Source organism: Kitasatospora sp. NPDC092948, assembly GCF_044754805.1.
Classification (GTDB): domain Bacteria; phylum Actinomycetota; class Actinomycetes; order Streptomycetales; family Streptomycetaceae; genus Kitasatospora.
In genome coordinates, this window is record NZ_JBIVPU010000004.1 from 658,222 (window position 1) to 677,149 (window position 18,928).

The 18,928-nt window shown below is 72.9% G+C and carries 12 protein-coding genes; 5 read left to right on the forward strand and 7 right to left on the reverse strand.

All coding sequences use genetic code 11. From position 1 onward, the window contains the following. Positions 1-182: 182 nt before the first annotated feature. Together gltB and ACIQF6_RS16660 are read left to right on the forward strand one after the other, a co-directional pair. A complete protein-coding gene (gene gltB / locus ACIQF6_RS16655) occupies positions 183-4,778 on the forward strand; it encodes a glutamate synthase large subunit (RefSeq protein ID WP_400895158.1) in 4,596 nt (1,531 codons plus the stop codon). Then, entirely contained in the window at positions 4,771-6,231 is a 1,461-nt protein-coding gene (locus ACIQF6_RS16660) for a glutamate synthase subunit beta (protein ID WP_400895161.1), read from the forward strand. Before gltB ends, ACIQF6_RS16660 begins: the two co-directional genes overlap by 8 nt. A 201-nt stretch (positions 6,232-6,432) precedes the next feature. On the opposite strand, the gene ACIQF6_RS16665 is transcribed toward ACIQF6_RS16660, so the two are convergent. The 4 genes from ACIQF6_RS16665 to ACIQF6_RS16680 form a co-directional block, all read right to left on the reverse strand. Continuing rightward, positions 6,433-8,655: an FtsX-like permease family protein gene (locus tag ACIQF6_RS16665; RefSeq protein WP_400895164.1), complete on the reverse strand. Its 2,223-nt coding sequence runs from the start codon at positions 8,653-8,655 to the stop codon at positions 6,433-6,435. Then, entirely contained in the window at positions 8,652-9,356 is a 705-nt protein-coding gene (locus ACIQF6_RS16670) for an ABC transporter ATP-binding protein (protein WP_400895167.1), read from the reverse strand. The genes ACIQF6_RS16665 and ACIQF6_RS16670 overlap by 4 nt, the downstream gene beginning before the upstream one ends. Positions 9,357-9,430: 74 nt before the next feature. Next, positions 9,431-9,553: a hypothetical protein gene (locus tag ACIQF6_RS16675; RefSeq protein ID WP_400895170.1), complete on the reverse strand. Its 123-nt coding sequence runs from the start codon at positions 9,551-9,553 to the stop codon at positions 9,431-9,433. A gap of 218 nt (positions 9,554-9,771) precedes the next feature. After that, positions 9,772-10,137: a nuclear transport factor 2 family protein gene (locus tag ACIQF6_RS16680; protein WP_400895172.1), complete on the reverse strand. Its 366-nt coding sequence runs from the start codon at positions 10,135-10,137 to the stop codon at positions 9,772-9,774. Between the two features lie 119 nt (positions 10,138-10,256). Between ACIQF6_RS16680 and ACIQF6_RS16685 the strand changes: the two genes are divergently transcribed. The 3 genes from ACIQF6_RS16685 (at position 10,257) to ACIQF6_RS16695 (ending at position 15,428) form a co-directional block, all read left to right on the forward strand. Continuing rightward, positions 10,257-12,917 (forward strand): AAA family ATPase, encoded by a 2,661-nt coding sequence (locus ACIQF6_RS16685; protein WP_400895174.1) that lies wholly within the window; start codon positions 10,257-10,259, stop codon positions 12,915-12,917. Between the two features lie 126 nt (positions 12,918-13,043). After that, entirely contained in the window at positions 13,044-13,913 is an 870-nt protein-coding gene (locus ACIQF6_RS16690; RefSeq protein WP_400895177.1) for a helix-turn-helix domain-containing protein, read from the forward strand. A gap of 57 nt (positions 13,914-13,970) precedes the next feature. Continuing rightward, positions 13,971-15,428 (forward strand): aldehyde dehydrogenase family protein, encoded by a 1,458-nt coding sequence (locus tag ACIQF6_RS16695; RefSeq protein WP_400895179.1) that lies wholly within the window; start codon positions 13,971-13,973, stop codon positions 15,426-15,428. A 75-nt stretch (positions 15,429-15,503) separates the two neighbouring features. Here the strand turns inward: ACIQF6_RS16695 and ACIQF6_RS16700 are convergent, their stop codons facing one another. From ACIQF6_RS16700 to ACIQF6_RS16710, 3 genes are read right to left on the reverse strand one after another with little or no spacing between them, the layout of a single operon-like run. Then, positions 15,504-16,643 carry an acyl-CoA dehydrogenase family protein gene (locus ACIQF6_RS16700; protein WP_400895182.1) on the reverse strand — a complete coding sequence of 380 codons (1,140 nt, stop codon included), beginning with the start codon at positions 16,641-16,643 and terminating at the stop codon, positions 15,504-15,506. After that, the gene (locus ACIQF6_RS16705; protein ID WP_400895185.1) at positions 16,640-17,467 is read right to left on the reverse strand and encodes an HAD family hydrolase; all 828 of its coding nucleotides are present in this window, start codon (positions 17,465-17,467) and stop codon (positions 16,640-16,642) included. The genes ACIQF6_RS16700 and ACIQF6_RS16705 overlap by 4 nt, the downstream gene beginning before the upstream one ends. Next, positions 17,464-18,915 carry a condensation domain-containing protein gene (locus ACIQF6_RS16710; RefSeq protein WP_400895187.1) on the reverse strand — a complete coding sequence of 484 codons (1,452 nt, stop codon included), beginning with the start codon at positions 18,913-18,915 and terminating at the stop codon, positions 17,464-17,466. Before ACIQF6_RS16710 ends, ACIQF6_RS16705 begins: the two co-directional genes overlap by 4 nt. Between the last annotated feature and the right edge of the window lie 13 nt (positions 18,916-18,928).

Consider the following 18,928-nt stretch of genomic DNA (forward strand, 5'->3'; position numbering starts at 1 on the left):
TCGACGCGCGACGCTGCGCCTACCCTCCATCCGGTCCGTGACCTGGGGTTGCGTCCGCGATGCGGACGCAGAATCCCACTTCCCGGGACGCCCGGCATCATGTAACCTGCACCGACCAATTCGCATCAGGGCCAACGTCGTCCCTTTGCATCAAGCAACTGATCACGACGACGGGAGAGCCGATGCTGTCTGCATCCATGCACTCCGGCCACGAGGACACCCGGGCCGCCGGCCCCTACGCCCTCGTTCCGGACGCGCGTCCCCAGGCCCAGGGTCTGTACGACCCGCGCAACGAGCACGACGCCTGCGGCGTCGGCTTCGTGGCCACGCTGACCGGTGTCGCCGACCACCGGATCGTCGAGCAGGCCCTGACCGTACTGCGCAACCTGGAGCACCGCGGCGCCACCGGCGCCGAGCCCGACTCCGGCGACGGCGCGGGCATCCTGACCCAGATCCCGGACGCGTTCCTGCGCGCCAACGTCGACTTCGAGCTTCCCGCGGCCGGCTCCTACGCGGTCGGCATCGCCTTCCTGCCGGTCGACGAGGACGCGGCGGCCGCCGCTGCCGCCCGGATCGAGGCGATCGCCGCCGAGGAGGACCTGACCGTCCTCGGCTGGCGCGACGTCCCCACCGCCCCCGAACTGCTGGGCGCCACCGCGCGCTCCGTCATGCCGCGCTTCCGCCAGCTGCTGCTGGGCCACGGCGAGCGCGCGGGCATCGAGCTGGACCGGATCGCGTTCGTGGTGCGCAAGCGCGCCGAGCGGGAGGCCGGGGTGTACTTCCCCTCGCTGTCCGCCCGGACCCTGGTCTACAAGGGCATGCTGACGACCGGTCAGCTGGAGCCGTTCTTCCCCGACCTGTCGGACCGGCTGTACGCCTCCGCGATCGGCCTGGTGCACTCGCGGTTCTCCACCAACACCTTCCCGAGCTGGCCGCTGGCCCACCCGTACCGTTTCGTCGCGCACAACGGCGAGATCAACACGGTCAAGGGCAACCGCAACTGGATGACCGCCCGGGAGTCCCAGCTCGCCACCGACCTGATCCCCGGCGACCTGGGCCGGATCTTCCCGGTCTGCACCCCGGACCACTCCGACTCGGCGTCCTTCGACGAGGTGCTGGAGCTGCTCCACCTCGGCGGCCGGTCGCTGCCGCACGCGGTGCTGATGATGATCCCGGAGGCGTGGGAGAACCACGCCACCATGGACCCGGCCCGCCGCGCGTTCTACCAGTACCACTCCAACCTGATGGAGCCCTGGGACGGCCCGGCCTGCGTCACCTTCACCGACGGCACCCGGATCGGCGCCGTCCTGGACCGCAACGGCCTGCGCCCCGCCCGGTACTGGATCACCGAGGACGGCCTGGTCGTGCTCTCCTCCGAGGTCGGCGTGCTCGACATCGAGCAGGACCGGGTGGTCAGGAAGGGCCGCCTCCAGCCCGGCCGGATGTTCCTGGTCGACACCGCCGAGCACCGGATCGTCGCGGACGAGGAGATCAAGTCCGCGCTCGCCGCCGAGCACCCCTACGAGGAGTGGGTCGCCGGCGGACAGATCCAGCTCGCCAAGCTCCCCGAGCGCGAGCACATCGCCCACACCCACGCCTCGGTGACGCGCCGTCAGCAGACCTTCGGCTACACCGAGGAGGAGCTGCGGGTCATCCTCGCGCCGATGGCCAAGACCGGCGCCGAGGCGCTCGGCTCGATGGGCACCGACTCGCCGATCGCCGCGCTCAGCGAGAAGCCGCGCCTGCTGTTCGACTACTTCACCCAGCTGTTCGCCCAGGTCACCAACCCGCCGCTGGACGCCATCCGCGAAGAGCTGGTCACCTCGCTGCACAGCAACCTCGGCCCCGAGGGCAACCTGCTGGACGCCACCCCGGCGCACTGCCGCTCGGTCGGCATCACCTTCCCGGTGATCGACAACGACGAGCTGGCCAAGCTGGTCCACGTCAACGCGGACGGCGACCAGCCCGGCCTGAAGGCCGTCACGCTGTCCGGCCTGTACAAGGTCGCGACCGGCGGCCAGGGCCTGGCCGCCCGGCTCGCCGAGATCGCCGCCGAGGCCGACGCGGCGATCGCCGACGGCGCCCGGATCGTCGTCCTCTCCGACCGGCACTCGGACGCCGAGCACGCGCCGATCCCGTCGCTGCTGCTCACCTCGGCGATCCACCACCACCTGATCCGCACCAAGCAGCGCACCCAGGTGTCACTGCTGGTCGAGGCGGGCGACGTCCGCGAGGTGCACCACGTCGCGCTGCTGATCGGCTACGGCGCCGGCGCGGTCAACCCGTACCTGGCGATGGAGTCCGTCGAGGACCTCGTCCAGCAGGGGGTCTTCGTCCAGGGCGCCGAGCCCGAGAAGGCGATCAAGAACCTGATCAAGGCGCTCGGCAAGGGCGTGCTGAAGGTGATGTCCAAGATGGGCATCTCCACCGTCGCCTCCTACCGCGGCGCGCAGGTCTTCGAAGCCATCGGCCTGTCCCAGGAGTTGGTGGACGCCTACTTCGCCGGCACCACCACCAAGCTCGGCGGCATCGGCCTGGACGAGATCGCCAGGGAGACCGCCGCCCGGCACGCCAAGGCGTACCCGGCGTCCGGCATCTCCGCCGCGCACCGCGCGCTGGAGATCGGCGGCGAGTACCAGTGGCGCCGGGAGGGCGAGCCGCACCTGTTCGACCCGGACACGGTGTTCCGGCTCCAGCACTCCACCCGCACCCGGCGCTACGACATCTTCAAGCAGTACACGGACCGGGTGAACGCCCAGTCCGAGCGGCTGATGACGCTGCGCGGCCTGTTCCGGCTGGACGGCCTCGGCCGGGCCCCGATCCCCGTCGACGAGGTCGAGCCGGTCTCCGAGATCGTCAAGAGGTTCTCCACCGGCGCGATGTCCTACGGCTCCATCTCGATGGAGGCGCACGAGACCCTCGCCATCGCGATGAACCGGCTCGGCGGCAAGTCCAACACCGGCGAGGGCGGCGAGGACCCGGACCGCCTGTACGACCCGGAGCGCCGCTCGGCGATCAAGCAGGTCGCCTCCGGCCGGTTCGGCGTCACCTCCGAGTACCTGGTCAACGCCGACGACATCCAGATCAAGATGGCCCAGGGCGCCAAGCCCGGCGAGGGCGGCCAGCTGCCCGGCCACAAGGTCTACCCGTGGGTGGCGAAGACCCGGCACTCCACCCCGGGCGTCGGCCTGATCTCCCCGCCGCCGCACCACGACATCTACTCCATCGAGGATCTGGCGCAGCTGATCCACGACCTGAAGAACGCCAACCCGGACGCCCGCATCCACGTGAAGCTGGTCTCCGAGGTCGGCGTCGGCACGGTCGCGGCCGGCGTCTCCAAGGCGCACGCCGACGTGGTGCTGGTCTCCGGCCACGACGGCGGCACCGGCGCCTCGCCGCTGACCTCGCTCAAGCACGCCGGCGGCCCCTGGGAGCTCGGCCTCGCCGAGACCCAGCAGACCCTGCTGCTCAACGGCCTGCGCGACCGCATCGTGGTGCAGACCGACGGCCAGCTGAAGACCGGCCGCGACGTCGTCATCGCCGCCCTGCTGGGCGCCGAGGAGTTCGGCTTCGCGACCGCCCCGCTGGTGGTCTCCGGCTGCATCATGATGCGGGTCTGCCACCTGGACACCTGCCCGGTCGGCGTCGCCACCCAGAACCCGGTGCTGCGCCGGCGGTTCAACGGCAAGCCCGAATTCGTGGTCAACTTCTTCGAGTTCATCGCCGAGGAGGTCCGCGAGATCCTCGCCGAGCTGGGCTTCCGCTCGCTGGAGGAGGCCGTCGGCCACGCCGAGCACATCGACGCGCGCGCCGCGATCGACCACTGGAAGGCCGCCGGGCTCGACCTCGCCCCGCTGTTCCACGTCCCCGACCTGCCCGAGGGCGCGGCCCTGCACCGCACCACCGAGCAGGACCACGCCCTCGACAAGGCCCTCGACAACCAGCTGATCGAGCTCGCCGAGGACGCCCTGGAGCGCGGCGACGCCGTCCGCATCCAGCTGCCGATCCGCAACGTCAACCGCACGGTCGGCACCATGCTCGGCCACCGGGTGACCAAGAAGTACCGCGGCGAGGGCCTGCCCGAGGGCACCATCGACGTCACCTTCACCGGCTCGGCCGGCCAGTCGTTCGGCGCCTTCCTCCCCAAGGGCGTGACGCTGCGCCTGGAGGGCGACGCCAACGACTACGTCGGCAAGGGCCTGTCCGGCGGCGTGATCGTGGTCCGCCCGGCCCGGGACGCTGCCGCGATCGGCGCCGACGCGCAGCACCACGTGATCGCCGGCAACACCATCGGCTACGGCGCCACCGCGGGCCGGATCCACCTGCGCGGCAAGGCCGGTGAGCGGTTCGCGGTCCGCAACTCCGGCGCCACCCTGGTGGTGGAGGGCGTGGGCGACCACGGCCTGGAGTACATGACCGGCGGCCGGGTGGTCGTCCTCGGCGAGACCGGCCGCAACCTGGCGGCGGGCATGTCCGGCGGCGTCGCCTACGTGCTGGACCTGCGCCCCGCCAACGTCAACAGCGGCATGGTGGGCATCGAGGCCCCGGGCGCCGCCGACCGCGAATGGCTGCGCGAGACCGTGCAGCAGCACTACGAGGAGACCGGCTCCACCGTCGCCGCCGAGCTCCTGGCCGACTGGGGCAGCGGGGTCTCCCGCTTCTCCACGATCATGCCGACCGACTACAAGGCAGTGCTCGCCGCCAAGGACGCCGCCGAGCGCGACGGCCTCTCCGAGGCCGACACCACCGCGAAGATGATGGAGGCGGCACGTGGCTGACCCCAAGGGCTTCCTGACCACGCCCAAGCAGCTGGCGGAGCGCCGTCCGGTGGACGTGCGACTGCGCGACTGGAACGAGGTCTACGTCGAGCGCAGCCTCCTTCCGATCATCACCGAGCAGGCCGGACGCTGCATGGACTGCGGCATTCCGTTCTGCCACAACGGGTGCCCGCTCGGGAACCTGATCCCCGAGTGGAACGACCTCGCGTACCGGGACGACTTCGTCGGCGCCATCGAGCGGCTGCACGCCACCAACAACTTCCCGGAGTTCACCGGCCGCCTGTGCCCGGCTCCGTGCGAGTCGGCGTGCGTGCTCGGCATCAACCAGGACGCGGTGACCATCAAGAACGTCGAGGTCACCATCATCGACAAGGCCTGGGACCGCGGCGGCGTCACCCCGCAGGTCCCGGAGCGGCTGTCCGGCAAGACCGTCGCCGTGGTGGGCTCCGGCCCGTCCGGCCTGGCCGCCGCCCAGCAGCTCACCCGGGCCGGGCACACCGTGGTCGTCTACGAGCGCGCCGACCGGATCGGCGGGCTGCTGCGCTACGGCATCCCCGAGTTCAAGATGGAGAAGCGCCACATCAACCGCCGCATCGAGCAGATGCGAGCGGAGGGCACCCGGTTCCGCACCGGCGTCGAGGTCGGCGTCGACCTCACCGGCCAGGACCTGCGCTCCCGCTTCGACGCCGTCGTGATCGCCGCCGGCGCCACCACCGCCCGTGATCTGCCCGTCCCCGGGCGGGAGTTGAACGGCATCCACCAGGCGATGGAGTATCTGCCGCTGGCCAACAAGGTCCAGGAGGGCGACTACGTCGACTCCCCGATCTCGGCCAAGGGCAAGCACGTCGTGGTGATCGGCGGCGGCGACACCGGCGCCGACTGCGTCGGCACCGCGCACCGTCAGGGCGCGGCCTCCGTCACCCAGTTGGAGATCATGCCGCGGCCCTCGGAGGAGCGTCCGGCCGGTCAGCCGTGGCCGACCATGCCGATGACGTACAAGGTCACCTCCGCGCACGAGGAGGGCGGGGAGCGGATCTACTCCGTCTCCACCACGCACTTCGCGGGCGACGAGGAGGGCAGCGTCCAGGAGCTGCACCTGGTCGAAGTCGCCTTCAAGGACGGCAAGTTCGAGCCCGTGCCCGGCAGCGAGAAGGTGATCCCGGCGCAGCTGGTCACCCTCGCCATGGGATTCACCGGCACGGACGTCAAGAACGGCCTGGTCGAGCAGCTGGGCGTCGACCTCGACGCCCGCGGAAACATCGCCCGCGACGGCAAGTTCGGCACCAACGTCTCCGGGGTGTACGTTTGCGGTGACGCCGGTCGCGGTCAGTCGCTGATCGTCTGGGCGATCGCGGAAGGCCGCTCGGCCGCCGCGGCGGTCGACAAGTATCTGGGTGGCAAGACACCGCTCCCCGCCCCGATCAGGCCGACCGACCGTCCCCTGGTGGTCTGACCCCCACCGCCCCAAGAACGCCAGCCCCCCTCCCGGGGGGCACGGCCGACAAATACCGACCCGCCAGAGCCGCCGGGATCCGGTAGACGCCTGCCCCTTTCCCCGACCAGGTCTAGGGCAGGCGTCGTTGTTTGTTCCTACAGGTCGGCACGACCGACAACGGACACCCCTGTCCGCCCCCGGCCGCGCCGACCGTTCAATTCAGTCCGCCCGCGGACGCCAGGCCGCGGCCTGTCCCGCTGCGACCCGGCCGCAGACCAGCGCGACGGCCGCGCCGGAGACGGCGACGACGGACAGGCCCACGACGATGACCGGCAGCGACATCGTGCCGCCCTTGCCGAGATTGATCAGCAGCCGGCCCAGGAGCGCGGCCACCACGGCCCCGGCGATACCGACGCAACCCAGCGGAAGGGCGAGATTCCAGAACGCGATGCCCCGGTAGAACCGCGCGTCGGCGCGGTACGAAGCCAACGGGCCGAGCGCCTCGGCCTGTTCGAGGAAGATGCCGGCCGCGCCGAGCGACCCGGCCAGGGCCAGCGAGAGCAGGCCGAGCAGTGCGACATCGGGAAGCCAGCGGATCTGCGCGGCCTGAGCGACCGTGCCGAGGAACCAGGACTGCCCCGGACGACTCGTCATGGGACCGATGAGATGGGTGTACGCGGCCCGTTCGATCGCGGACACGCCCGGCTCACCGTCGCGGTTGAGGATGAGGAACCCGTAGAGCGCGAGATCGCCGCCGGTCGCCGGGTCCGCGCAACCGCAGACCGTCTCCACCGGGGCACTGACCAGTTCGTCGCTCAGCAGGACGGTGCGGCCGAGCGGGGTCAGGCTCTCGAAGGCCTCCTTCGGGGCGACGGGTTCGGCGGGACAGGCCCGGAGGCGTCCGAGCTCGGCGAGCGCCTCGCACCGACCGGTGACGGACAGCAGCGGAGAGTTGTTCGTGGAGTCCGGCAGCGGCGCGTAGCGCAGGGTACGGGACGGCCCGACGGCCGCGACGAACCCCTCCGCCGTGGCGGGGATGTTGCGCGAGCGGACCTGGATCAGGGTGGCACCGGACTGTTCGAATCGTTGCCGGGCCTGTTCCGCGGGGCCGGTGAACTGGGTGGTCAGGACCTGTCCGATGGTCACCACGCCGAGCCCGACCAGCAGGGCCGCGCTGAGCCGGGCCAGGGTGGCGGGGCGAGCGGCCAGCCACCTTCCCGCGATCAGCCGCCCTGCGTCGCCCCGCGCGGCGCCGCGCTCGGCGAGCACGCGTCCCAAGCGGCGGGCCACTTGGGACGCCGTGTGCGGCAGGGTGACGAGTGCGACCGCCGCGCCGAGGAAGAACCCGGCCCGCCCCTCCACCCCACGGGCGTTCGAGCCCCAGGCGGCGGCCGCGAGCCCGACGGCGAACACCGGAGGCGCCCACCGGGTGGGCCTGGCCGGCACCCTGGTCGGCCGGGTGCCCGTGCGCACCGGACGGCGGATGCCGGCGGCCACGACCATCGCCAGCAGGGCGGCCAGTGTCCCGGCCGCGGTCGGCGGCAGCAGTGGCAGGGCCGCGCGGAGATCCTCCGACCAGGCCACGTAGCCGGTGAACGGCAGCGTCGGCGAGGTGGGAGAGAGGGCCGCTGCCAGCGCGAGCCCGGTGCCGACCCCGGCCGCGAGCGGGAGGGCGGCCTCACCGGCGAGGACCAGCGCGCGCCGCCCGGTCGGTGCGCCGAGCGCGTCCAGCACGGCCAGGCGTCGGTCGCGGGACTCGGACCGGCTGCGGACCGCGACCAGGACCAGCGCCGCGCACGGCAGCCCCGCCATCAGCAGCAGCAGGATCAGCAGGTCGCCCAGGCTCCGGTCGAACTGGTGACTGCCGATGAAGAAGAAGACCCGGTCGGGGTTGCCGAACCCGCCGATGTAGGAGGTCCGTTCCTCGACCTCGGCGAAGAACTCCGGCCGAACCGGGTTGGTGTAGACGACCAGTTCGGCGCCGTCGGCCAGGCCCTCGTGCGTGATCGTGCCGGCGAGTGTCCCGTAGCGGTCCGCAGTCGTGCTGTCCGCGGCGAGCAGCGCGGGGGAGAGGAAGGCCTCGCCGGGAGCCGGCCAGCGGGGCAGTCCGGGCGGCGGCGGAGTGTCCGGACGCAGCGGCCGGACGAAGATCACGGAGATGCTGCGGCGGTCGACGTTGTCCGGTCGCTCCCACCAGCGGGCCACCGCGGACGCGTGTTCGGACTCGGCGACCGGCACGGGATTCCGGGCCGTCATTCGCCGGTCGCGTTGCTCGTGGACGGTCCCGGAGCACACCGCGGCCCACGCGGTGAGGAAGGTGAGCAGAGCGGCGAAGAACAGCGAGGCCCGGTGCACGCTGCCGGCCCGTCCCCGGCCGGCCCGGTGTCCGATCGCCAGGACGAGCCGGAACCGCCCCTTTGCCGACCGGTCGGTGCGGCTCACCGGGGGACCTCCGCGTCGTCGACCGGCGCAAGGCGACCGTCGGACATGGTGAGCACCCGGTCGGCGCGGGCCGCCACCTCCGGGTTGTGGGTGACCACGACGAGGGCGCAACTGTGCTTCGACGGCAGGGAGAACAGGAGGTCCGCGACGGTCTCGGAGGCCTTCCCGTCGAGCGCGCCGGTCGGCTCGTCGGCCAGCACGACCTGCGGCTGCCCTATCAACGCTCGCGCCACGGCGACCCGTTGACGCTCGCCGCCGGACAGCGATCCGGTCTCGGCGCCGGGCGCGGTCGGCACTCCGAGACCGTCGAGCAGCCTCGTCCCGCGGGCGTACGCTTCCTCCTTGGACGCGCCGGCGAGCAGCGCCGGCAGCACGGTGTTCTCCAACGGGCTGAGCTCGGGGAGGAGTTCGCCGAACTGGTAGATCATTCCGACGCTGCGCAGGCGCACCGCGGCGCGGCGGCCGGCGCTGAGCCCGGCGAGGTCCCGCCCGGCAATCCGGACCGTTCCCCGGCTCGGCTCCAGCAGCCCGGCGAGGAGGCTCAGCAGCGTGCTCTTGCCGCACCCGCTCGGACCGGTGACGGCGACGCTCTCTCCGGCCCGGACCCGCAGGTTCACCGCCCTCAGCAGCGTTCTGTTCGCGATCCCGTAGTGCAGGTCGCTCGTCTCGATCCCGCCGAGCGCGGATTCGCTCGGGTTCATATCCGCTCCCCATTGATTGCCGCGTGCACATGACGCCGGGGGCGGCGCCGACCGGCGCGCCGCCCCTGGCAGGTTCACTGGATCCGGGTGCCGTTCCAGTTGTCGATCGCCGACGAGCAACTGGCGTACGTGCAGACCCTGGCGGACGCGCTCGGCGCTCCGATCAGTGCTGTTCCGCCGAGCACGACGGCGGCCATGACGGCTGCCCGCTTCCGCCCGGGTGCGGCGCGCCGACGCCGCACCCGCTCTGACGGTTGCCCACTGGATCTCCGTCGCACTATGTCCGTATGCGATCCCGTGGCGTGATGATCCTGCCATCGGCGAGCGGCCTTCAGTAGGTGCATCCAAGCCAGGCACAATTTTCCTGAAGGCGGAGAACCCTGTTGACGGGCCGGCCGGGCTCCTCGGGTGCGGGCTACTGGGCCGCCGGCACCTTGTCCAGGAAGCCGACGACCGTCGCGATGCGGCCGTCCTCCGTGGCCGTCAGGACGTCGAAGCCGACGACGATCGGCTCCGCGCCCTCGGGGCCGAGCTCCCAGGTGAAGCGGGCGACGTTGTGGTGGGCGTCGACGGGGCCGGCGAGGCGGAAGGTGAAGCCGGCGAACTGGGTCTGGACGGCGGCGAGGGTGGCGTCGAACTCGTCGTGGCCGCGGGCGGCGACCAGCGGGTCGGTGTAGGCGCCGTCGGCGGTCCAGGCGTCCTCGACGAGCTTGCGGCGGGTGGCCGGGTCGGTCTCGTTCCAGGCGGCGAGGTAGCGCTCGGCGAGGTTCTGCAGGTCCATGGTGTGCTCCGTTTTCGTTCGGTCTTCCTTGCGGGACAAGAAGTTACGGAGAACGCGGCGGGGCCGAATCGGTCGCGCATAGGTAAGGCCGACTCGCCCGGGTAGGTAGGGTGCTGGGCATGGTGCTGTACGGACGGGGGGCGGAGCAGTCGGCGGTAAGTCGGCTGCTGGAGACGGCGGTTGAGGGCCGGGCCGGGGTGCTGGTGCTGCGCGGGGAGCCGGGGGTCGGCAAGAGCGCGCTGCTGGCCGCGGCGGCGGAGGCCGCGCCGGGGCGGGTGCTGCGGGCGACGGGCGTGGAGTCGGAGGCGCGGCTGCCGTACGCGGCGCTCAGCCAGCTGCTGGCCCCGGTGCTGGACCGGACGGTTGCCCTGCCGGGGCCTCAACGGGCGGCGTTGGAACGGGTGTTGGGGATGGCGGACGGCCCGGCGGGGGATCGGCTGCTGGTCGGGCTGGCGGTGCTGACGCTGCTGGGCGACCTCGCCGAGCAGGGGCCGCTGCTGTGCCTGGTGGACGACGTGCAGTGGGCGGACCGGGAGTCCGCGGAGGCGTTGCAGGTGGCGGCCCGCCGGCTGGGCGCGGAGGCGGTGGTGCTGCTGCTGGCGACCAGGACGGACGGGCCGGAGCTGCCCGGGCTGCCGGAGCTGCGGGTGGAGCCGCTCGACGGGGCCGCCGCCGCCGAGCTGCTGGCCGCCGTCGCGCCCGAACTCCGGGACGTCGAGCAGGTGTTGACGGCGGCGCAGGGCAACCCGCTGGCGCTGGTGGAGCTCTCCGCGGGCGGCGCGGCGGGCGCGCTGCCCCCGGCGGGGCGGCTGCGGCTGACGTACCACGGGCAGGTGAGCCGGCTGCCGGGCGGCGCGCAGCAGTGGCTGCTGCTGGCGGCGCTGGAGGAGTCCGGTTCGGCGGAGGTGCTGCTGCGGGCGGCGGCCGAGGCCGGGCTGAGTGCGGCGGATCTCGCCCCGGCCGAGCAACAGGGCCTGGTGCGGGTCGAGTTGACGACGAACCGGGTGACGTTCCGGCATCCGCTGCTGCGGTCGGTGCTGGTCGACCGGGCGCCGCTGGTGGACCGGCTGGCCGCGCACGCCGCGCTGGCCCGGGCGTGCGGGGAGCGGGAGCCGCTGCGGCGGGCCTGGCACCTGGCGCTGGCGGCGACCGGCCGGGACGCGGCGGTGGCGGAGGAGTTGGCGTCGGCAGCGGCCGGTGCGGCGTCGCGCGGCGGGCACACGGGCGCGTCGGCGGCGTTCGAGCGGGCCGCGCGGCTGAGCCCGGACCCGGCGCGGGCCCGGGAGTTGACGGTGGAGGCGGTCGAGGCGGCACTGGAGGCGGGCGAGGTCGGCCGGGCCGAGGCACTGGCGGCCGCCGCGGACGGCCCGGACCTGGACGCGGTGACCAGGGCGCACCTGCTGTTCGCCCGCGGGGTGGCGGAGTTCTGGCGGGGCGAGCACCGCTCCGCGCACCGGCGGCTGACCGAGGCGGCGGGCCTGGCGGCGGAGTTCGCGCCCGGCCCGGCGGCCCGGGTGCTGGTGCAGGCCGCGCACGCGGCCTGGTACCTCGACGCGGACGCGGTGCGCCGGACGCTGACGGCGCTGGGCGAACTGGCCCTGCCCGCGGGCGACCCGCTGGTGCCGGTGGTGGCGTACCTGGCCGGCACGCTGGGCGACGCGCCGGACGGGCCGGCGCTGGCGGAGGCCGAGCGGGCGGCGCGGGCCGCCGGCGCGGTGGCGCCGGTGGACCTGAGCCTGGCGTGCGGGGCCGGCCTGCTGCCGGGCCGGGACGAGGAGGTGCTGGACCTGGCGGGCCGGCTGGTCCGGGAGGCCCGGGAGGGCGGCGCGTTCGGGACGCTGCCGACGCTGCTGTTCTTCCTGGCCGAGGCGGAGCTGTTCACCGGCCGCCCGGGCGCCGCCGACGAGCACGCCGGGGAGGCGCTGCGGCTGGCCGAGGACTGCGGACAGCCGCAGTGGACCGGACAGTTGCACGGCTTCCTGGCGTACCTGGCGGCGGCCCGCGGCGAGGACGCCCGGTGCCGGGAGCACGCCGGACTGGCCCGGGCCCGCGGCGGCTCCGGGGCGCCGTGGACGCAGTGGGCGCTCGGCGTGCTGGAGCTGGGCGCGGGCCGCGCCGAGGACGCGTTCGGGCAGCTGGCGGCGCTGGCCGGCGGCGGGCAGAACTTCCAGGTGTCGGCGATCCGTTCGGTGCCCGACCTGGTGGAGGCGGCGGTGCGGCTGCGCCGGTTCGAGGAGGTCGCCGAGCCGCTGGCCCGGTTCGAGCGGTGGGCGGACCGCAGCGGACTGCCGTGGGCGCGGGCGCTGGTGCACCGTTGCCATGCGCTGCTGGCCCCCGAGGAGTTGGCGCAGGAGTACTGGGCGGCGGCGCTGGCCCGGCACGCCGAGCAGCCGCGCCCGTGGGAGCAGGCCCGGACCGAGCTGCTGTACGGCGAGTGGCTGCGCCGGGGCCGGCGCAAGGCGGAGGCCCGGGTGCCGCTGCGCTCGGCCGAGCGGACGCTGCGTCAACTGGGCGCGCTGCCCTGGGCGGAGCGGGCCCGGCTGGAGCTGGACGCCGCCGGCGCGCCGACGGTGCGCGGCCCGGTGGGGACGGTGGCGGGCCTGACCCCGCAGGAGTCGCAGATCGTCCGGCTGGCCGCGCAGGGCCTGTCCAACCGGGACATCGCCGCGCAGCTGTTCCTGAGCGCCCGCACGGTCGGCCACCACCTGTACAAGGCGTACCCGAAGCTCGGGGTGAGTTCGCGCACCGATCTCGCGGACGTGTTGCCGGTGTTGTCCTGAGGGGCGGTGCAGCACAACTGTGCAACGGCCGTGGCCAAATGCCGGAAGCCCCTCGCGGAGTGTCGTCGGGCAGTGGCAGACTGCATCCCACAGAGGTCCAACTGGTGGTTCGGGGCGGAGGTTTGCATGACGGGCCTGCAGACGGGCAGTGGTGCAACCGCGCGTCGCATCCAGTTGGGCGCCCAGTTGCGGCGACTGCGCGAGGCCCGAGGTGTGACCAGGGAGGACGCGGGGTACTCGATCCGCGCCTCCGAGTCGAAGATCAGCCGGATGGAACTCGGCCGGGTCGGCTTCAAACAGCGCGACGTGGCGGACCTGTTGACGCTGTACGGCGTCGAGGACGAGCAGTCCCGGGCGGCGCTGCTCGGCCTGGTCGGCGAGACCAACGCCCCGGCCTGGTGGCACGGCTACGGGGACGTCATCCCCGGCTGGTTCCAGACGTACCTCAACCTGGAGGACGCGGCGAACCTGGTGCGCAGCTACGAGGTGCAGTTCGTGCCCGGGCTGCTCCAGACCCCCGAGTACGTGCACGCGGTGATGCGGGCCGGCAGCCCCGGCGTGTCGGACGAGGAGATCACCCGGCGGGCGGCCGTCCGGCTGCGCCGCCAGGAGCGCTACCTCGCGGCGGACACCACCGCCCGGCTGGAGCTGATCGTCGACGAGACGGCGCTGCGCCGGCCGTGCGGCGGGCCGGAGGTGATGCGCGGTCAGCTGGAGCGGCTGGCCGAGCTGTCGCTGCGGGAGACCATCAGCCTGCGGGTGCTGCCGCTGGGCATGGGCGCGCTGGCGGCGGACAGCGGGGCGTTCACCGTGCTGTGCTTCCCCGAGCCGGACTTGGTGGACGTGGTGTACGTCGAGCAGTTCACCACCGCGCTGTACCTGGACAAGCCGAGCGAGGTCGCCGAGTACACGGCCGCGCTGGACCGGGTGTCGGCGGCGGCGCTGTCCGAGGGCGAGACCCGATCGCTTCTGTCGGAGATCCTCCAAGAGAGCTGACCCGCCCTTAGGATGATGATCCGTCAGTAGGTGATCGTTAACGCCGAAAGGGATCCGATGTCCTTGATCGCGGAACTCGCCCAGCAGTACATCGACGGCCAATGGCGGCCGGGATCCGGCTCCTGGGACATCGTGGACCTCGATCCCTTCAGCGGGGAGAAGCTGGCCTCGTTCACGGTGGCCACCGCGGAGGAGATCGACCAGGCCTACCGTGCCGCGGAGCGGGCGCAGCCCGCCTGGGCCGCCACCAGCGCGTACGAGCGCCGGCTGGTCTTCGAGCGGGCACTTCAGGTGCTGGAGGCCCGCGAGGCCGAGGTCCTCGACGTGATGACCGTCGAACTCGGCGGCACCCTGATGAAGTCCGCGTTCGAACTCTCGCTGGTCAAGGACATGTTGCGGGAGGCCATGTCGGTGGCGCTGCGCGCCGAGGGCAAGATCCTGCCCTCGCCGGTGCCCGGCAAGGAGAACCGCCTCTACCGGCTGCCGGTCGGCGTGGTCGGCGTGATCAGCCCCTTCAACGCCCCGGTCTTCCTGTCGCTGAAGGCCGTCGCGCCCGCGCTCGCACTCGGCAACGCGGTCGTCCTCAAGCCGCACCAGGACGCGCCGGTGGCCGGCGGCACCCTGATCGCGAAGATCTTCGAGGAGGCCGGGCTGCCCGCCGGCGTGCTCAACGTGGTGCTCACCGACATCGCCGAGATCGGCGACGCGTTCATCGAGCACCCGGTGCCCAAGGTGATCGCCTTCACCGGCTCCGACACCGTCGGCCGGCACGTCGCCACCGTCGCCGCCGCGCACCTGAAGCGCACGGTGCTCGAACTCGGCGGCAACAGCGCCCTGGTGGTGCTCGACGACGCCGACGTCGACTACGCCGTGGACGCCGCCGTGGCCAGCCGCTTCGTCCACCAGGGCCAGATCTGCATGGCCGCCAACCGCATCCTGGTCGACCGCGGCCTGTTCGCCGAGTTCAGCGAGAAGTTCACCGCGAAGGTCGCCTCGCTGCGGGCCGGCGACCCGAGCGACCCCGCCACCCAGCTCGGCCCGCTCATCAACTCCGCGCAGGCCGAATCCGTCACCGCCGAGGTCGACGCCGCGATAGCGGGCGGGGCCCGCGCGCTGCTCCACGGCACGACCGTCGGCACCCTGGTGAAGCCGACCGTGCTCACCGACATTCCGGCGGACGCCCCGATCCTGCACCGCGAGATCTTCGGCCCGGTCGCGCTGCTGATCCCCTTCGACGGCGAGGACGAGGCCGTCCGGATCGCCAACGACACGCCGTTCGGCCTCTCCGGCGCCGTTCACACCGGCAACATCGAGCGCGGCGTGCGGTTCGCGCAGCGCATCGACACCGGCATGATCCACGTCAACGACGGCACGATCGCGGACGAGCCGATCGTCCCCTTCGGCGGCCAGAAGAGCTCCGGCCTCGGCCGCCTCAACGGCGACACCAGCGTGGACGCCTTCACCACCGTCAAGTGGATCTCGATCCAGCACGGACGCTCGCGCTTCCCGTTCTGACCGGCGCCCTGCTCGGCGCCGCGGTGCGCCCGACCGGACCGGTCGGGCGCACCGCGTGCCGGGGAAGCCCGCCGGTCAGGCCAGGCCCTGCGCGATGACCAGCCGCTGGATCTGGTTGGTCCCCTCGACGATCTGCAGCAGCTTGGCCTCGCGCATCCAGCGCTCCACCGGGTGGTCGGCGACGTAGCCGGCGCCGCCGAGCACCTGGACGGCGTCGGTGGTCACCTTCATCGCCATGTCGGTGGCGAAGAGCTTGGCCTTCGCCGCCTCCAGCGAGTAGGGCAGGCCGGCGTCCTTCAGCCGGGCGGCGGCCAGCGTGAGCGCCCGCGCGGCGGCGACCTGGGTGGCCATGTCCGCCAGCATGAAGCCGACGCCCTGGAACGAGATGATCCGTTCGCCGAACTGCCGGCGGTCCTTGGCGTACCGCACCGCGTAGTCGACGGCGGCCTGTGCGAGGCCGACCGCGCAGGCGGCGATGCCCAGCCGGCCGCAGTCCAGCGCGCCCATCGCGATCAGGAAGCCCTTGCCCTCGCGGCCGATCAGCCGGTCGGCCGGGACCTGCACGGAGTCGAAGCCGATCTGCGCGGTGGGCGAGGACCAGACGCCGAGCTTCCGCTCGCGTTCGTGCACCACCATGCCGGGCGTGCCCGCGGGCACCACCAGGCAGGACAGGCCGCGGGCCCCCGGGCCGCCGGTGCGGCTGAACACGTTGTAGAAGTCCGCGTGGCCGGCGTGGGTGACCCAGGACTTGGTCCCCGAGATGCGGTAGCCGCCGTCCTCCTTGGTCGCCCTGGTCGAGAGCGAGGCCGCGTCCGAACCGGCCTCCGGCTCGGACAGGCAGTACGCGCCGAGGAGTTCGCCGCTGAGCATGCCGGGCAGCAGCTCCTCGCGCTGGGCCCGGGTGCCGTACGCGGCGGTGCCGAAGCAGGCGAGGTTGTGCACGTTGACCGACTCGGCCACGGCCAGCCAGTGGTAGGCGACCTCCTCCAGCGCCTGGAGGTAGACCTCGTACGGCTGCCCGCCGCCGCCGTACTCCTCGGGGTAGGGCAGGCTCAGCAGCCCGGCTTTGCCGAGCGTCCGCACGACCTCCCGGGGGAACTCGTGGTTGGCCTCGAACTCGGCCACCCGCGGGGCGAGTTCGTTGGCGGCGAGGTCCCGGACCAGGTCGAGCAGGTCGGCGGCCTCCTCGCTGGGCAGGATGCGCTGGATCTTCATCGGGCCACCTCGGTGAGCGTCGGGTGCTGCGGCCGCAGCAGGTTCTCCAGGACGACCGCGACGCCGTCCTCGGCGTTGGAGGGCGCGATCAGGTCGGCCTCGGGGTGCAGGGCGGGATCGGCGTTCGCCATGAACACTCCGCGGCCGGCCCAGCGGATCATGTCGAGGTCGGTCCGGGCGTCACCGAAGGCGATCACCTCGGCGGGGGCGATGCCGCGCGCGGCGCAGAGCTTCTCCAGCGAGGCGATCTTGCTCACCCCGTGGGTCACCAGGTCGACGACGCCGCTGTGGTGGTGGGAGACGGTGACCAGCCCGCCGAGGATCTCCTCGACCTCCGCGGTGTCGATCTCGCGCAGCCGGGGCGTGACGGCGAAGAGCTTGAGCACCGGGACGTCGATGGTCGCCGGGTCGGCGCGGTAGGACTCGCCGATCAGCAGCGGCTCGGGGTAGTCGGGCGCGTAGCCGACGCGCCGGTCCGCCAGCATCCAGCCGATCGCGGCGTCCGGCAGTGCCCGCTTCAGCCGGGCGGCCGTCTCGCGCGCGGTCGCGGCGTCGATCGTGCCGGCCTCGGTCAGCTCCATCGACGGCACCTGCCAGAGCGCGGCGCCGCCGCAGCAGATCGCCTCCCCGGTCAGGTCCAGGGCCTCGACGATGTACTCGATCGCGGCGGCGTGACGGACGGTCACGAAGACCGTCTCGATGCCCTGTTCGCGAGCCAGGGCGACCGCCCGGCGGGTCCGCGGCGAGACCGAGTGGTCGGGGCGCAGCAGGGTGCCGTCCAGGTCCACGGCGATCAGGCGGGGCAGGTCGGGGACGGCGGTCATGCGGGGAGCTCCTCGATCGGGGTGTCGGGCGCGTCCACGCCGTGCTGCAGGAACGCGTGGATCAGGCGGACGAAGCGGGTGGACCAGTCGTGGCCGTAGAGGTCGTGGCGGTAGCGGAGTTCGACGGCGATGCCGTCCCTGCGCCGGTAGCCGATGACCCGCAGGCCGCCCCGCGGCACCTCGGGCATCGGGATGCCGATCGGCTGCACGTCGAGGCCGGTGGGTTGGAGCAGCGGCTCGCGCTCGTCCTCCACCATGTCCATGTCGAAGTTGAGGTAGATCGGGACGCTGCCGGGTTCGCGGAAGCGGACGCCGTACTGCTCGGGGGCGAGTTCCCGGCTGATCAGCGAGAACGGGATCCGCTGGTGGCGCATCGCGTTGAACAGCGTCTGCGCCTCCAGGCGGACGAGCTCGCGGAAGGGGGTCGCCCCGGTGAAGCGGGTGCGGAAGGTGGCCGGGGTGGCCACGTAGCCGACCATCGCGTCGGTCTCCGGCCGGGTCCGGTTGGCGAGCGAACCGAAGGTCGCCACGTCGCCGGCGGCGTCCTCGCCCACGGTCTCCAGCCGCAGGCGCCACATGGCGGCCTTGAGCGCCGCGGCGAGCACCACGGCCGAGGTCACCCGCTCGCGCACCGCGAACTCCTCGACGGCGGTGCTCAGTTCCGCTCCGATCGGTTCGAGCAGCTTGGTCACGCCCGGCTCGGCGCCGGTGGGCGCGTCCGGGTCGGCCAGGCCGGAGGCGGGGATCGGGGTGATGCCGTCGAGCTGCTTGCGCCAGTAGCCGAGCTGGCGCTCCAGCTGCACGCCGTTCAGGTGGCCGTGCTGCCACAGGGCGAAGTCCGGGAACTGGACGGGGAGCGCGGCGAGCGCCGGTACGTCGTCGCCCTGCTCCGAGGCGTAGATGGTCAGCAGGTCGTTGATCATGATCCGGGCCGACCAGGCGTCGAAGACGATGTGGTCGGTGGTCATCGAGAGCACGTGCAGGTGCTCGCCCACCCGGCCGAGCACGGGGCGGAACAGCGGCCCGGCGGCCAGGTCGAAGGGCTGGTTGGCGTGCTCGGCGAGCAGCGCGAGCACCCGCGGCAGGCGGGTCTCCTCGGGCTCGTCGGGCGCCTCCAGGACGGGGAGGGCGCGCGGCTGCGGCGGGAGCAGCAGCATCACGTGCTCCTCGGAGGACTCCTCGTCCACCTCGGGGAAGACCGTGCGCAGCGTCTCGTGGCGTTCGGCCAGCAGGTGGAGACTGCGCTCCAGCAGGGCGACGTCGAGCCGGCCCTCCAGGCGCAGGCCGAGCGCGATGTTGTTGTTCACCTGGTGCACGTGCCGGCCCCAGATCAGGCGCTCCTGCTGGGTGTGGGTGGCCGGCACGGCCGCGCCCCGGGCGGCGGGGCGGACCTCCGTGGAGGTGTTGGGCGTCGGCCGGGTGACGTGGACGGTGGTGGGGATCGTCATGGTGTGGCGGTCC

Coding starts and splice junctions, on each gene's coding strand:
- gltB (WP_400895158.1), top strand. CDS start 183: ATGCTGTCTGCATCCATGCACTCCGGCCACGAGGACACCCGGGCCGCC.
- ACIQF6_RS16670 (WP_400895167.1), bottom strand. CDS start 9,356: ATGAACCCGAGCGAATCCGCGCTCGGCGGGATCGAGACGAGCGACCTG.
- ACIQF6_RS16675 (WP_400895170.1), bottom strand. CDS start 9,553: ATGGCCGCCGTCGTGCTCGGCGGAACAGCACTGATCGGAGCGCCGAGC.
- ACIQF6_RS16680 (WP_400895172.1), bottom strand. CDS start 10,137: ATGGACCTGCAGAACCTCGCCGAGCGCTACCTCGCCGCCTGGAACGAG.
- ACIQF6_RS16685 (WP_400895174.1), top strand. CDS start 10,257: ATGGTGCTGTACGGACGGGGGGCGGAGCAGTCGGCGGTAAGTCGGCTG.
- ACIQF6_RS16690 (WP_400895177.1), top strand. CDS start 13,044: ATGACGGGCCTGCAGACGGGCAGTGGTGCAACCGCGCGTCGCATCCAG.
- ACIQF6_RS16695 (WP_400895179.1), top strand. CDS start 13,971: ATGTCCTTGATCGCGGAACTCGCCCAGCAGTACATCGACGGCCAATGG.
- ACIQF6_RS16700 (WP_400895182.1), bottom strand. CDS start 16,643: ATGAAGATCCAGCGCATCCTGCCCAGCGAGGAGGCCGCCGACCTGCTC.
- ACIQF6_RS16705 (WP_400895185.1), bottom strand. CDS start 17,467: ATGACCGCCGTCCCCGACCTGCCCCGCCTGATCGCCGTGGACCTGGAC.
- ACIQF6_RS16710 (WP_400895187.1), bottom strand. CDS start 18,915: ATGACGATCCCCACCACCGTCCACGTCACCCGGCCGACGCCCAACACC.